General features: G+C 60.3%; 16 protein-coding genes. 9 read left to right on the forward strand and 7 right to left on the reverse strand.

What is annotated here, in order from left to right:
- Positions 1–13 precede the first annotated feature (13 nt).
- Complete coding sequence (locus tag Q0859_RS13810; protein ID WP_299152129.1) at positions 14–682, forward strand: DUF2161 family putative PD-(D/E)XK-type phosphodiesterase; 669 nt, start codon at positions 14–16, stop codon at positions 680–682.
- A gap of 44 nt (positions 683–726) precedes the next feature.
- Here the strand turns inward: Q0859_RS13810 and Q0859_RS13815 are convergent, their stop codons facing one another.
- The gene (locus tag Q0859_RS13815; RefSeq protein WP_299152038.1) at positions 727–1,227 is read right to left on the reverse strand and encodes a hypothetical protein; all 501 of its coding nucleotides are present in this window, start codon (positions 1,225–1,227) and stop codon (positions 727–729) included.
- Between the two features lie 58 nt (positions 1,228–1,285).
- A complete protein-coding gene (locus Q0859_RS13820; RefSeq protein ID WP_299152039.1) occupies positions 1,286–1,567 on the reverse strand; it encodes a PepSY domain-containing protein in 282 nt (93 codons plus the stop codon).
- 294 nt (positions 1,568–1,861) lie between these two features.
- Here Q0859_RS13820 and Q0859_RS13825 point away from each other — a divergent pair, with 294 nt between their 5' ends.
- From Q0859_RS13825 to Q0859_RS13835, 3 genes are all read left to right on the forward strand, one after another.
- Positions 1,862–2,149, forward strand: coding sequence for a co-chaperone GroES (locus tag Q0859_RS13825; RefSeq protein ID WP_299152040.1), 288 nt, complete (start codon positions 1,862–1,864; stop codon positions 2,147–2,149).
- Between the two features lie 53 nt (positions 2,150–2,202).
- A complete protein-coding gene (groL, locus tag Q0859_RS13830; protein ID WP_299152041.1) occupies positions 2,203–3,840 on the forward strand; it encodes a chaperonin GroEL in 1,638 nt (545 codons plus the stop codon).
- Between the two features lie 155 nt (positions 3,841–3,995).
- Complete coding sequence (locus Q0859_RS13835) at positions 3,996–4,844, forward strand: DMT family transporter (protein WP_299152042.1); 849 nt, start codon at positions 3,996–3,998, stop codon at positions 4,842–4,844.
- Here the strand turns inward: Q0859_RS13835 and Q0859_RS13840 are convergent.
- Positions 4,810–5,262 (reverse strand): NUDIX domain-containing protein, encoded by a 453-nt coding sequence (locus Q0859_RS13840; RefSeq protein ID WP_299152043.1) that lies wholly within the window; start codon positions 5,260–5,262, stop codon positions 4,810–4,812. The genes Q0859_RS13835 and Q0859_RS13840 overlap by 35 nt on opposite strands.
- A gap of 71 nt (positions 5,263–5,333) precedes the next feature.
- Between Q0859_RS13840 and Q0859_RS13845 the strand changes: the two genes are divergently transcribed.
- Together Q0859_RS13845 and Q0859_RS13850 are read left to right on the forward strand one after the other, a co-directional pair.
- Positions 5,334–6,107 carry an alpha/beta fold hydrolase gene (locus Q0859_RS13845; protein ID WP_299152044.1) on the forward strand — a complete coding sequence of 258 codons (774 nt, stop codon included), beginning with the start codon at positions 5,334–5,336 and terminating at the stop codon, positions 6,105–6,107.
- Positions 6,094–7,236, forward strand: coding sequence for an alpha-D-ribose 1-methylphosphonate 5-triphosphate diphosphatase (locus Q0859_RS13850; RefSeq protein WP_299152045.1), 1,143 nt, complete (start codon positions 6,094–6,096; stop codon positions 7,234–7,236). The genes Q0859_RS13845 and Q0859_RS13850 overlap by 14 nt, the downstream gene beginning before the upstream one ends.
- A gap of 8 nt (positions 7,237–7,244) precedes the next feature.
- On the opposite strand, the gene Q0859_RS13855 is transcribed toward Q0859_RS13850, so the two are convergent.
- From Q0859_RS13855 to Q0859_RS13865, 3 genes are all read right to left on the reverse strand, one after another.
- Positions 7,245–8,312 carry a 5-(carboxyamino)imidazole ribonucleotide synthase gene (locus Q0859_RS13855; protein WP_299152046.1) on the reverse strand — a complete coding sequence of 356 codons (1,068 nt, stop codon included), beginning with the start codon at positions 8,310–8,312 and terminating at the stop codon, positions 7,245–7,247.
- Positions 8,305–8,799 carry a 5-(carboxyamino)imidazole ribonucleotide mutase gene (gene purE, locus Q0859_RS13860; RefSeq protein WP_299152047.1) on the reverse strand — a complete coding sequence of 165 codons (495 nt, stop codon included), beginning with the start codon at positions 8,797–8,799 and terminating at the stop codon, positions 8,305–8,307. Before purE ends, Q0859_RS13855 begins: the two co-directional genes overlap by 8 nt.
- A gap of 70 nt (positions 8,800–8,869) precedes the next feature.
- A complete protein-coding gene (locus Q0859_RS13865) occupies positions 8,870–9,094 on the reverse strand; it encodes a DUF465 domain-containing protein (protein WP_299152048.1) in 225 nt (74 codons plus the stop codon).
- A 157-nt stretch (positions 9,095–9,251) separates the two neighbouring features.
- On the opposite strand from Q0859_RS13865, the gene Q0859_RS13870 reads away from it, so the two are divergent.
- From Q0859_RS13870 to Q0859_RS13880, 3 genes are all read left to right on the forward strand, one after another.
- Positions 9,252–9,680: an Hsp20 family protein gene (locus Q0859_RS13870; protein ID WP_299152049.1), complete on the forward strand. Its 429-nt coding sequence runs from the start codon at positions 9,252–9,254 to the stop codon at positions 9,678–9,680.
- Positions 9,677–9,901: a DUF1150 family protein gene (locus Q0859_RS13875; RefSeq protein ID WP_299152053.1), complete on the forward strand. Its 225-nt coding sequence runs from the start codon at positions 9,677–9,679 to the stop codon at positions 9,899–9,901. Before Q0859_RS13870 ends, Q0859_RS13875 begins: the two co-directional genes overlap by 4 nt.
- 131 nt (positions 9,902–10,032) lie before the next feature.
- Positions 10,033–10,905: a PhzF family phenazine biosynthesis protein gene (locus tag Q0859_RS13880; protein ID WP_299152054.1), complete on the forward strand. Its 873-nt coding sequence runs from the start codon at positions 10,033–10,035 to the stop codon at positions 10,903–10,905.
- Between the two features lie 129 nt (positions 10,906–11,034).
- Here the strand turns inward: Q0859_RS13880 and Q0859_RS13885 are convergent, their stop codons facing one another.
- Complete coding sequence (locus Q0859_RS13885) at positions 11,035–12,738, reverse strand: bifunctional sulfate adenylyltransferase/adenylylsulfate kinase (protein WP_299152055.1); 1,704 nt, start codon at positions 12,736–12,738, stop codon at positions 11,035–11,037.
- Positions 12,739–12,845 lie beyond the last annotated feature (107 nt).

Below are 12,845 nucleotides of genomic sequence, written 5' to 3' on the forward strand. Positions count from 1 at the left end.
TGATCCCGTGACGCTGCGCGAAACCGACCTTTACCCCCCCGTCAAAGCCTTTCTGGAAGGGCAGGGATATGTGGTGAAGTCCGAAGTGGGGGCTGCGGATGTGGTCGCGGTGCGCGGGGCCGAGCCACCTGTGATTGTCGAGTTGAAACTGGGGTTCTCGCTGACCCTTGTGCATCAATGCGTGGCGCGCCTTGCAGTCAGCGATGACGTCTACATGGCCGTGGGGCGCGGCAAGGGAAAGCGGTTCCTCAAATCGGTCAAGGACATGACGCGCCTGTGCCGCCGCCTTGGCTTGGGCCTGATCACGGTGCGCAGCAGCGACGGGCTCGTGACGGTCCATTGCGATCCCGGCCCTTACGCGCCGCGCAAGAACACCAAGCGCAAGGGGCAGTTGTTGCGTGAATTTGCAGGCCGCGTGGGGGACCCCAATGATGGGGGGCAAACGCGGGTCGGGCTGATCACGGCCTATCGGCAGGATGCGTTGAAGGTGGCGATGTACCTGTTCGAGGTGGGCGCGTGCAAAGGGGCCGATGTGGCGCGCGAAACCGGTGTGGGGCGGGCCACGACGATGATGCGGGACGATCATTATGGCTGGTTTGAGAAGGTGGAAAAGGGTGTCTACGGTCTGACCCCCCTCGGGGCCGAGGCGGTTGCGAAGTCCGGACGAGTCCTCGGGCAATAGACTTGTGGCGCGGTCGGTGGACTGTTGCGAAGGGTAGACCGGCCTCAGGCGGCGGGTTCGATCAGCGTATCCGCCATCAGATCATCCAGAAACAGGCTCAGCAGTTGAAGTCGCCCGGACACATCGGCTTTGCGATAGAGGGCCGCGCATTGCGCCTTGACCGTGCCTTGCGCGGTGTTGCGCAGCTGCGCCATGTCAGCCACGGAATAGCCTTTGATGGCCAGCACAGCGACGGCGCGTTCCGCTTCGGTCAGTTGCCACTCGGAAAACCGCACATCCAGCAGATCGCTGAACGCCCCGGAGGCGACCTTGAGCTGGTCGGTGATCTTGTCCTGACGGCGCATCAGGCGGCGCAATTCGGCCCCTGAAAAAGCCAGACCCAGAAACAAGGCCAGCGTTACGATGGCTTCGACAATGTCACTGTCCGCAAGTGTGTTGGTGTATTGGCGTAGAAAGAAATCAAAGAAGATGTCGATCAGGAAATAGCCGCAGCACAGGGCCTGCACGCAAAACAGGATCCAAAGGGTGGTGCGGCGTGATGGCATGATCAGTCTCAACTTTTGGGGTCGCCCGGCGCACCGGGCGACAATTGCTCAGCGGATGTTAGTCGTCTGTGTCGTCGTCGTCATCCTCGGTTTCGATCTCAATGACCTTACCGGTGTCGAGCGCGACCTCAATCTCGTACTCCACCCCATCGAGGGTCACTTCGGCCTCAATCTCGTCATCTTCGATTTCGATCTCCTGCACGTCATAACCCATAGCCGTCAACGCCGCCCGAATATCTGCCTCTGTTGTGCCAAGCTGATTGCCTGTGCTGAGGCCGGCCAGAGCAAAGCCCGGAACAATAAGGGCAGCCAGAACAGTGGTTTTTGTCATGTAAGTCATTGAGTTCTCCGTTTCTCGGTCTGTGCCGCATCGGGGCGGCTGGGATTGATCTGGGCACCGGATGGGGCGTGCTGAATAGGACTTTGGACCAAGACGGGCAGGCCTATGCCGAAGGTTTATGGAGGGCCGACGGCAAAAAACGGGAGGGATTTTAACAAACTGCTGAGTGCACCCCGTTGACTCGGTGCGGTGTGTTGCCTAACTACGCTTCGTTATCACTCGATACATATGAGTGATAACGGCCCTCGGATGAGGGCCCTAGGGAGAAACTTTGAGCCTAAAGGAGCTGCAAAGATGGCATTGAAACCGCTTCATGACCGCGTGCTGGTGCGCCGCACGGAAAGCGAAGAGAAAACCGCTGGTGGGCTTATCATCCCCGAAAGCGCCAAGGAAAAGCCAAGCGAAGGCGAAATCGTCGCAGCAGGCCCCGGTGCCCGCAAGGACAGCGGTGAGCTGATCGAGATGGCCGTCAAGGCTGGTGACAAGATCCTGTTCGGCAAATGGTCCGGCACCGAGGTCACCATCGACGGCGAAGAGCTGCTGATGATGAAAGAATCCGACATCATGGGGATCATCGAGTAAGCGCCTGCGCTCTCTCTGACCTCATTTCAAGACATTCTCAAAGGAGATAGAATATGGCTAAGGACGTCAAATTCGACACCGACGCACGCGACCGTATGCTCAAGGGCGTGAACACGCTCGCCAATGCCGTCAAAGTGACACTGGGCCCCAAGGGCCGCAACGTGGTTCTGGACAAATCCTTCGGCGCACCCCGCATCACCAAAGACGGTGTTTCGGTGGCCAAGGAAATCGAACTGGAAGACAAGTTCGAAAACATGGGCGCGCAGATGGTCAAGGAAGTTGCTTCCCGGACCAATGACGAAGCGGGCGACGGTACAACAACCGCCACCGTTCTGGCCCAGGCCATCGTCAAGGAAGGTATGAAATCGGTTGCCGCTGGCATGAACCCGATGGACCTCAAGCGCGGCATCGACATGGCGACCCTGAAGGTTGTCGAAGCGATCAAGGCCGCCTCGCGCCCCGTGTCTGACAGCGACGAAGTTGCTCAGGTCGGCACCATCTCGGCCAACGGCGAAGCTGAAATCGGTCGTCAGATCGCAGACGCGATGCAGAAAGTCGGCAACGAGGGTGTGATCACCGTCGAAGAGAACAAAGGCCTCGAAACAGAGACCGATGTTGTCGAAGGCATGCAGTTCGACCGCGGCTACCTGTCGCCCTATTTCGTGACCAATGCAGACAAGATGACAGCCGAACTCGAAGACTGTCTGATCCTGCTGCACGAAAAGAAACTGTCCTCGCTTCAGCCCATGGTTCCTCTGCTCGAGCAGGTGATCCAGAGCCAGAAGCCCCTGCTGATCATTGCTGAAGATGTCGAGGGCGAAGCCCTTGCCACGCTGGTTGTGAACAAGCTGCGCGGCGGTCTGAAAATCGCAGCCGTCAAAGCCCCCGGTTTTGGTGATCGTCGCAAGGCGATGCTGCAGGACATCGGTATTCTGACCGGCGGTCAGGTGATCTCCGAAGAGCTGGGCATGAAACTGGAATCGGTGACTATGGACATGCTGGGCACCGCCAAGCGCGTTCAGATCACCAAGGACGAGACCACAGTGATCGACGGTGCCGGTGCAAAGGCCGAGATCGAAGCACGTGTGACCCAGATCCGCGGCCAGATCGAAGAAACCACATCCGACTACGACAAAGAGAAGCTGCAAGAGCGTGTTGCCAAACTGGCAGGCGGTGTTGCCGTGATCCGCGTCGGCGGCATGTCCGAAGTGGAAGTGAAAGAGCGCAAAGACCGCGTGGATGATGCCCTGAACGCGACCCGTGCGGCCGTGCAGGAAGGTGTTGTCGTCGGTGGTGGCGTGGCACTGGTGCAAGCTGGCAAAGCACTTGACGGTGTGTCGGGCGAGAATGCGGACCAGAACGTCGGCATCTCGATCGTACGCAAGGCCATCGAATCGCCTCTGCGTCAGATCGCAGAGAACGCCGGTGTGGACGGCGCCGTTGTTGCGGGCAAAATCCGCGAAAGCGACGACCTGACATTCGGCTTCAATGCGCAGACCGAAGAATATGGTGACATGTTCAAGTTCGGCGTCATTGACCCGGCCAAAGTTGTGCGCACCGCCCTGCAAGACGCGGCATCCGTTGCGGCCCTGCTGATCACCACCGAAGCGATGGTGGCTGACAAGCCCGCCAAAGACGGTGGCGGCGCGCCTGCAATGCCCGACATGGGCGGCATGGGCGGCATGATGTAAATCACGCCAACCTTGTGTTGATTGAGAGGGGTCGCTTTCGAGCGGCCCCTTTTTTTGCTGGTCGGAGGGCTGGACTGTTTTGCCCAAAGGTCAAAAGGCACCCGCCCACCGACCCGTGACTGGACTGCGACCCGAAACGAGCGTACCCGTCTCAGATGCGTTTGTTCCTACTCACTGTTTTGACGATGACGGCCTTTGCCGCCAATTCGGTGCTGAACCGGATGGCGGTCGACAGCGGCGCGATTGATCCCTCAAGTTTTGCGATGATCCGCACATTGGCTGGCGCATTGGCGCTGTGCATGGTGTTGACCATCCGCGGTGGCGGTTTGCCCATTTTCGTGCGGGGCCGTGTGCTGGGGGCCACCAGCCTTGCCGCCTATATGATCGGGTTCTCGCTGGCTTATGTGAGTTTGGATGCGGGCCTTGGAGCCTTGATCCTGTTCGGGACGGTGCAGATTTCCATGTTCGGCTGGTCGGCCCTGCGGGGCAGCGCACCTTCGTCCCGTCAGATCATCGGGGCATGTGTCGCCTTTTTGGGGCTGGTCATTGCCTTGTGGCCGGGTGAAGCGGCGTCGGGCGATATGCACGGCTCGATCCTGATGGTGATCGCAGGGCTTGGGTGGGCCGCCTACACGTTGGCGGGCAAGGGCGCGCGCGATCCTGTGGCGACGACGGCGGCCAATTTTGTGGCGGCCTTGCCGCTGCTTGTACTGTTGCTGTTGGGGGCGGGACTGCACGCGGCACCTTCCGGTATTGCGCTTGCGATCCTGTCGGGTGCGCTGACATCGGGCTTGGGCTATGCGCTATGGTATCATGTGCTGCCGCAGTTTGCAGGCCAGACGGCAGCCGTCGTGCAGTTGAGCGTGCCGATCATCGCAATCGCAGCGGGGGCCGTGCTGCTTGGGGAAAGCGTGACGCTTACGATTGGGCTTGCGGCATTGCTGGTACTGGGTGGGATCGCCCTAGCGATCACGTCATCAGGGGTTCGAGGGGGTCGTAACTGATCCCGTCGCGCCCAAAGGCCACGCCCGCCAGACTGTCAGGTTTATGCGGCACCTGGGCCAGTTCCGCCGCGGTCAGCCAGCGGCGCAGCGTCACGACGTTTTCGGTATCGCACCACTCGTCCGGTCGGGCCGTTCCGGGCACAATGATGCAGCGAAAGAACAGCTCTACCTGATGAAACTGGCTGTCGGGGTCGTGGTACTCGTTCACAAGGCAGGGCGCGCCGACCTCGACCGTCAACCCGGTTTCCTCATAGACTTCGCGGGCCAGATTGGCGGGCAGGCTGGCGTTCACCTCGACCCCGCCGCCCGGCGCGCACATCAGCGGGCTTTTGGCCTCGTGCCACGCATTCACCATCAGCAGGCGGCCTTCCTCGACGATGATGGCGCGCACGGCAAGGCGTGGGGATTTTTGGCGCATGAGCAGCTTTCTCGCATTTGGACGGAGCGTTCCTGTTTCATATGGCGGCGTGCGACGCTATCTCAAGCGGTATGAGAGTTTTGACGGCCCTTTTCATGCTGATGCTCAGCACAGTGGCAGCCCGTGCGGATTGCGTTGTGTTGTTGCACGGCCTTGCCCGGACCGAGGCGTCGCTGATCGTCTTGGAACAGGCGCTTGAGGCGAAGGGCTACCGGGTGGTGCGTCCGGGTTATCCGTCGACCTCCGAAACGGTGCAGACACTGGCCAGCGCTGTGGTGCCTCAGGCCATAGCCCAATGCGGTGACGACGTGGTGCATTTCGTGACCCACTCGATGGGCGGGATCCTGGTGCGGTACTGGTTTGCGCACCACCACCGGCCGACCCGTCTGGGCCGCGTTGTGATGATGGGCCCACCCAACAGAGGCAGCGAGGTTGTCGACACATTGGGTGATCTTGAGGCCTTTGGCTGGTTGAACGGACCTGCGGGCGAGCAGTTGGGCACAGGGCCGCAGAACCTGCCGCGCGGTTTGCCTGCTGTGGATTATGAAGTGGGAATCATTGCGGGTAATCAATCTCTTAACCCCTACTTTTCATCCCTTTTGCCGGGACCGGATGATGGCAAGGTGTCGGTGCTGTCCACCCCTGTTGCGGGCATGCGCGACCATATCGTCTTGCCGGTGACCCATACGTTTATGATGAACAACCCAAACGTCATTGCCCAGGTGACGACCTTTCTTGAGACTGGCAAATTCGACCGCGATCTGCGGTGGGTGGATGCGGTGCTTGAGCAGTTGGGCTGTGACGATGGCAACTGTTTTCAGGACGAGGTCGATGCTGGAAATTGATCTGGTTGGTGCGGATGTGCTGACCCCTCGCGGCTTTGGGCCTGCGACAGTGTCCATGTCAGAAGGGTATATCGTGGCAGATCGCGCCGGACGGTGCGTAAACCTGAGCGGATACAAGGTGTTGCCCGGCATTATTGATGTGCATGGTGATGGATTTGAGCGGCACATGGCCCCGCGTCGGGGTGCGATGAAACAGATGGCCGAAGGCTTGATCGCGGTCGAGGCTGAATTGGCGGCCAACGGGATCACCACAGGCGTTCTGGCACAATTCGTGAGTTGGGAAGGGGGGGTGCGCAGCCTTGAATTCGCCGACCAAGTGTTTGGTTCCCTGCGCGATACCCGTGGTGCGCTCGTCACCGATCTGCGCCCGCAATTGCGCTTTGAGATCAGTCTGTTGGACCTTTATAAAGACTTGCCAAAGTGGATTGCGGACTGGGGCGTCACCTATGTCGTGTTCAATGATCATCTGCCGCATGACCGCCTGGCGGAGGGGCGCAAACCGCCTCGACTGACGGGGCAGGCGTTGAAGGCTGGGCGCAATCCGGAGGCGCATTTTCAGATGTTGCTGGAGTTGCATGCGCAGGCGATGCAGGCATCCGAAGCGTTGGGCCCTCTTTGCGCAACTCTGGCGGCGCAAGGTGTGAAGCTTGGCAGCCATGACGATAGTGCATCGCACGGACACCACATGTGGCACGAGCGCGGCGTTACTGTTGCGGAATTTCCCGAAACACTTGAGGCGGCAGAGGCCGCGCAGGGCGTGGGGAACACCGTGGTTCTGGGCGCGCCGAATGTCGTGCGGGGCGGGTCGCACAAGGGCAATGTCTCGGCGCTTGATCTGGTGACCATGGGGCTGGGTGATGCGCTCGCATCTGATTATCACTATCCCTCACCGCGCCGGGCTGCATTGATGCTGACGCGCACGGGGGTGCTTGATTTTGCGCAGGCATGGGCCTTGGTGTCGTCGGGTCCGGCGGCTGTTCTGGGATTGGACGATCGGGGGATCTTGGCACCTGGCAAGCGCGCCGATATCGTTGTGCTCGACGCGCAGGACCAGGTGGCCGCCACCCTGTCGGGCGGGCGCGTCAGTTACATGTCAGGCGATATTGCGGCGCGTTTTTTGGCGGGCTAAAGACCGCCTTACGAGGTGATGCGGTTGATGTGGCCCATCTTGCGGCCCTTACGTACCTCGGCCTTGCCATAAAGATGCAGCGCCGTTTTCGCCTCTTGCGCAAGGGCCGGGACCCGGTCCATATCGTCGCCGATCAGGTTTTCCATGCTCACATCAGAGTGCCGTTGCCCATCGCCCAGAGGCCAACCGATCACGGCCCGGATGTGTTGTTCGAACTGATCGACCACGCAGCCGTTTTGTGTCCAATGCCCGGAATTATGCACGCGGGGCGCGATCTCGTTCACGATCAGGCCCGTGGGCGTCACGAACAATTCCACCCCCAGCACACCGACATAATCAAGCGCATTCAGGATGTTGGCCGCCAGTAGCACCGCGTCGGTGCGTTGGCTGGCGCTCAGCCGGGCAGGGACGGTTGTGGTGTGCAGGATGCCATCGCGGTGCACATTTTCGCCCGGATCAAAACAGGCCACCGCACCATCTGCCCCACGTGCTGCGATCACGGAGACCTCATGGCTGAAATCCACGAACCCTTCGAGGATCGCAGGGGCGCCGTTCATGTCCGCCATTGCCGCCTCGGCCTGGCCCGTGTCCATGATCCGCGCCTGACCCTTGCCGTCATAGCCAAAGCGGCGGGTTTTGAGGATCGCAGGTGCCCCGATCTTGTCCAATGCAGCCGTCAGCGCGGTCATGTCAGGCACATCCGCGTAAGGGGCGGTGCGCAGGCCCAGATCGCTCAGGAACGCCTTTTCGACCAATCGATCCTGACTGACGCGCAACGCTTCGCGACCCGGTCGGATGGGTGCGTGATCCTCAAGCGCATCCAGTGACAGGGTGGGGACGTTTTCAAACTCGTAGGTGATCACATCGACCGTGGTGGCAAAGGCGAACAGGGCGTCGTTGTCTTCAAACGGGGCGGTGGTGACAAGGTGGGCGACATCGCCCGCAGGGGGCAGGGGGCCGGGATCAAAGATATGGGTCTTGAACCCAAGACGGCTTGCGGCCACGGCCAGCATGCGGCCCAACTGGCCACCGCCCAGAATGCCGATGGTTGATCCCTGGGGCAGCGGCTCAGTCATTTTGGGGTTCCTCTGGGATGGAGGCGGACAGGTCGGCGCGCCACGCATCCAGACGGGCGGCCAACGCAGGATCGGAGGTGGCCAGAATTCCGGCTGCCATCAAGCCCGCATTGGCCGCACCTGCCGCGCCTATGGCCATTGTGGCCACGGGAAAGCCACGTGGCATTTGCAGGATGGAGTACAGACTGTCCACGCCAGACAGCGCCTTGGTCTGCACCGGAACGCCAATCACCGGAACACGGGTTTTTGAGGCCATCATACCGGGCAGATGGGCCGCGCCACCCGCGCCTGCGATGATCGCCTTGAGGCCGCGGCTCGCAGCCGTCTTGCCATAGTCCCACAACCGATCGGGTGTGCGGTGGGCCGACACGATCCGGCTTTCGTAAGGGATGCCCAACGCGTCCAGCATCTGCGCGGCTTCGATCATGGTGGACCAGTCCGATTGACTGCCCATGATGAGGCCGACGGCGGGGGTTTGATCTGTCATTTCAGGGCCCTGATTAGCGAAAAAACCGCACTATAGCCAGATGGAACCGGGTGGCAATGGAGTGTCGTGATCAGGCGATGATATCCGGTGTCAGGCGGTCGTCGATGATGGCAATCTTGTCCTTGAGCTGTAGCTTTTTCTTTTTCAGCCGCTGGATGGTCAACTGGTCGGACGTGCCCAAATCCTGCATGGCCCGGATCGCTTCATCAAGATCGCGATGTTCCTGACGCAGCACTTCAAGCTCGAACCGCAGCACGTCGTCTGTTTTCATCGACAGGTCCGAAGGGGCGTTCATGGTGTGATTCCAAGCCGTTGCAGAACCTACAATATAATCACGCAGTTGCGACACGCCTAGCCCTTGTTCCAATCAGCGTTACCGCCCATATTCAGAGAGAACCACTGCCGAATCCGGGGTGGGCACTGACTGTCGCTTGATCAAAAGGACGTGTCGCATGACGAAAATGACTTTGGGCTCATACCCGCACATGCTGGGCTTTGAGCAACTTGAACGGCTTTTGGAACGCACTGCAAAGGGCAGTGAAGGGTATCCACCGTTCAATATCGAACAGACTTCGGACCATTCCTATCGGATCACTCTGGCTGTGGCCGGGTTCGCCGAAACCGACCTGTCCATCACCGTCGAAGATCGGCAACTGGTCATCCGCGGGCGCCAGTCCGATGATGGCGACGGGCGCATATTTTTGCATCGCGGCATTGCCGCGCGCCAGTTTCAACGAAGTTTTGTACTGGCGGAGGGTGTCGAAGTGGGCGAGGCTGTCATGGAAAACGGGCTGTTGCACGTCGACCTGACCCGCGCCCAGGCTGAAACGATTGTCCAGACCATCAGGATCAAGGCAACGCACGGAAAGGAAACGTCATGAACACTGCTTTTGATTTGAACGCCGATGTGGGCAGGATGGTCTATGTCAAACCTGTTCTGGTAACGGACCTTCCAAGTGAGGTGCGCGAGCAGGCGCAAGGTCTTGACCAACTGTTTGCGGTGCACGACGCGGAAGGTCAGCAACTGGCCCTTGTGGCGGATCGCAAGATGGCCTTTGCCTTGGCGGTTCAAAACGACTACGCCCCGCAACCCTTGCACTGATGCGGTTGTGATCCAGCCCCGCGATGCGGTGGGGCTGGGTGTTTTCGGGATCAGGCGCGTCAAGGTTTGCCTTGTGTCCCATCTCTGCTCGGACCAGTAATGGCGCGCTATTTCAGGTCTGAGGAGCCACGATGACATTCGATGTTGATTGGGTGGATGCGTTTACCGACGTGCCCTTTGGGGGCAATGGCTGCGCTGTGGTCCATGGTGGTGCGGTTTTGGACGATGCGACCTGCATGTCCCTCGTGCGCGAAACCTCCCTTGTGGAGTGCACGTTTACCGGCCCTTCCGACATTGCCGATATCCGCGTGCGATATTTTCTGGCCAGCCGAGAGATCCCGTTTGCAGGCCACCCGACCGTGGCCACCGTCGCGGCCTTGCGCCACCGTGATCTGATCGCAGATGGATCGCTGACGCTCGACACTGGTGCCGGTGTGGTCGCTGTTGAGGTGGACGGGATGCAAGTGAAAATGGCCCAGGTTGCGCCGCAATTCGGGTCATATGCGGAGCCGGGTATCGTGGCCGCGGTGGGGGGCATTGCGTCGGATCTGATCGTGCACCCGCCCCGCGTTGTCTCGACCGGTTTGCCGTTCTGTATCACGGTTCTGAAAGATCGGGTGGCCCTTGAAAGCCTGCGTTTTGATCAGGGTGCCTTTGGCGTCTATCTTGATCATTTGGGCGTGCAGGGCGGCACCGACATGATGGAGCCGTTTTGGGTGACCCAGACCGGCGCGACAGCGTCTGGCGACACGTTTGCGCGTTTGTTGATGGCCCCGCCAAGCCCTGCGGAAGATCCCTTTACCGGGTCGGCGACAGGTGCGATGGCGGCATATCTGTGGTCCGAGGGGCTGCTGGCAGGCCCGGACTTTATCGCCGAGCAGGGCCACGGCATGGGGCGGCCCGGGCGTGCATCTGTCCGTGTGCTTGGCCCGCGTGATGCGATCGCGGGGGTTGAGGTGTCGGGGTCTGCGCATGTGCTGATCAGTGGCACCTTGCATCTGTGATCCGAAGGGCGCTGCGCGACACGATGTTTTAGGGGGCTCCGCCCCCGTCCTGACGGACTCCCCCGCGGTATTTTTAGTCAAAAGAAGGGGTAAGGTCGTAAGGCGGAGGTGTCCTCCGCCCCTTTGGGTTTAGATCAGGCCTATGCTTTCGAGTTTCAGCAGCACCTGGTGGGCGCAATTGTCCACGTCCACGTTTTCCGTTTCGACCCGGAGTTCGGGGCTTTCGGGCACGTCGTAAGGATCCGAGATGCCTGTGAACTCCTTGATCTTGCCCTCGCGTGCCAGCTTGTAGAGCCCCTTGCGGTCACGTCGCTCGCATTCCTCGATGGATGTGGCGACGTGCACTTCGACAAAGGCCCCGAAGGCTTCGACATCTTCGCGCACGGCCCGCCGTGTGGTGGCATAGGGCGCGATGGGCGCGCAGATTGCGATGCCCCCGTTCTTGGTGATTTCACTGGCCACATAGCCGATCCGGCGGATGTTGAGATCGCGGTGCTCTTTCGAGAAGCCGAGTTCCGAGCTGAGGTTCTTGCGCACGATATCGCCGTCCAGCAGGGTGACGGGGCGTCCGCCCATCTCCATCAGTTTGACCATCAGCGCGTTGGCGATGGTGGATTTGCCCGACCCGGAAAACCCGGTGAAGAAGACGGTGAACCCTTGCTGGCTGCGCGGCGGGCGGGTGCGGCGCAGTTCCGCCACCACTTCGGGGAAGGAGAACCATTCGGGGATTTCCAGCCCTTCGGCCAGACGGCGGCGCAATTCGGTGCCCGAGATGTTCAGGATAGTGACGTTGTCGCGGTCCGCGATTTCGTCATTGGGTTCGTATTGGGCGCGTTCCTGCACATAGACCATGTGTTTGAAGTCGACCATTTCGATGCCCATCTCGTCCTGATGTTCGCGGAACAGATCCTGGGCGTCGTAGGGGCCGTAGAAATCCTCGCCGGCCGAGTTGGTACCGGGCCCTGCGTGATCGCGCCCCACGATGAAATGGGTGCAGCCGTGGTTCTTGCGGATGAGCCCATGCCAGACCGCCTCGCGCGGGCCGGCCATGCGCATCGCAAGGTTCAGCAGGGATATGGACGTGGTGGCTTGCGGATACTTGTCCAGCACCGCCTCATAGCAGCGCACGCGGGTGAAGTGATCGACATCGCCCGGTTTGGTCAGGCCCACGACAGGGTGGATCAGCAGGTTGGCCTGCGCCTCACGGGACGCGCGAAAGGTCAGTTCCTGATGGGCGCGGTGCAGTGGGTTGCGTGTCTGAAATGCCACGACCTTGCGCCAGCCCATCTTGCGGAAATAGGCCCGCAATTCGTTGGGTGTGTTGCGTTTGGCCCGGAAATCATAGTGCACAGGTTGCTGGATGCCGGTGATGGGTCCGCCCAGATAGACGTCGCCTGCGGTATTGTGCAGGTAGTTCACGGCCGGGTGGGCGCTGTCATCGGCCCCGAAGACTTTTTCGGCCTCATGTGCCTTGTTTGGCGTCCAGCGGTCGGTGACCGTCATGGTGGCGAGGATCACACCCTCCTGGTCGCGCAGGGCGATATCCTGACCCACCTCAAGGGTGTCGGCGAACTTTTGGGAAACATCCAGCGTGATCGGCATGGGCCAGAGCGCGCCATCGGCGGTGCGCATCGTATCCACGACGCTGTTGTAATCCGCCTCGCTCAGGAACCCTTTGAGCGGGTTGAACCCTCCGTTCATCAGCAGCTCCAGATCGCAAATCTGGCGGGGTGTCAGATCCCAGCTGATCAGATCGCCAGCTTCGGTTTTCAGCTTTTGGGCGCTGTCATAGGAGACGAATAATTCGGGGATCGGGGCAAGATTAGTGCTCATTATAACTCGGCTTTCTTGATCAACTCACGTGCGGTTGTGCGCGGGTTAAACGCTGATTCGGATTAAAGTCTAGCGTTGTTTGGGCGATTTCAGGGCGTCGGCGGAAA

The organism is uncultured Tateyamaria sp. (genome assembly GCF_947497045.1).
GTDB lineage: Bacteria > Pseudomonadota > Alphaproteobacteria > Rhodobacterales > Rhodobacteraceae > Tateyamaria.

Bases quoted from the DNA above. Each gene is read 5' to 3' on its own strand.
- Q0859_RS13850 (WP_299152045.1), top strand. From the start codon at position 6,094: ATGCTGGAAATTGATCTGGTTGGTGCGGATGTGCTGACCCCTCGCGGC.
- groL (WP_299152041.1), top strand. From the start codon at position 2,203: ATGGCTAAGGACGTCAAATTCGACACCGACGCACGCGACCGTATGCTC.
- Q0859_RS13835 (WP_299152042.1), top strand. From the start codon at position 3,996: ATGCGTTTGTTCCTACTCACTGTTTTGACGATGACGGCCTTTGCCGCC.
- Q0859_RS13815 (WP_299152038.1), bottom strand. From the start codon at position 1,227: ATGCCATCACGCCGCACCACCCTTTGGATCCTGTTTTGCGTGCAGGCC.
- purE (WP_299152047.1), bottom strand. From the start codon at position 8,799: ATGACAGATCAAACCCCCGCCGTCGGCCTCATCATGGGCAGTCAATCG.
- Q0859_RS13885 (WP_299152055.1), bottom strand. From the start codon at position 12,738: ATGAGCACTAATCTTGCCCCGATCCCCGAATTATTCGTCTCCTATGAC.
- Q0859_RS13880 (WP_299152054.1), top strand. From the start codon at position 10,033: ATGACATTCGATGTTGATTGGGTGGATGCGTTTACCGACGTGCCCTTT.
- Q0859_RS13875 (WP_299152053.1), top strand. From the start codon at position 9,677: ATGAACACTGCTTTTGATTTGAACGCCGATGTGGGCAGGATGGTCTAT.
- Q0859_RS13865 (WP_299152048.1), bottom strand. From the start codon at position 9,094: ATGAACGCCCCTTCGGACCTGTCGATGAAAACAGACGACGTGCTGCGG.
- Q0859_RS13855 (WP_299152046.1), bottom strand. From the start codon at position 8,312: ATGACTGAGCCGCTGCCCCAGGGATCAACCATCGGCATTCTGGGCGGT.
- Q0859_RS13820 (WP_299152039.1), bottom strand. From the start codon at position 1,567: ATGACTTACATGACAAAAACCACTGTTCTGGCTGCCCTTATTGTTCCG.
- Q0859_RS13845 (WP_299152044.1), top strand. From the start codon at position 5,334: ATGAGAGTTTTGACGGCCCTTTTCATGCTGATGCTCAGCACAGTGGCA.
- Q0859_RS13840 (WP_299152043.1), bottom strand. From the start codon at position 5,262: ATGCGCCAAAAATCCCCACGCCTTGCCGTGCGCGCCATCATCGTCGAG.
- Q0859_RS13825 (WP_299152040.1), top strand. From the start codon at position 1,862: ATGGCATTGAAACCGCTTCATGACCGCGTGCTGGTGCGCCGCACGGAA.
- Q0859_RS13870 (WP_299152049.1), top strand. From the start codon at position 9,252: ATGACGAAAATGACTTTGGGCTCATACCCGCACATGCTGGGCTTTGAG.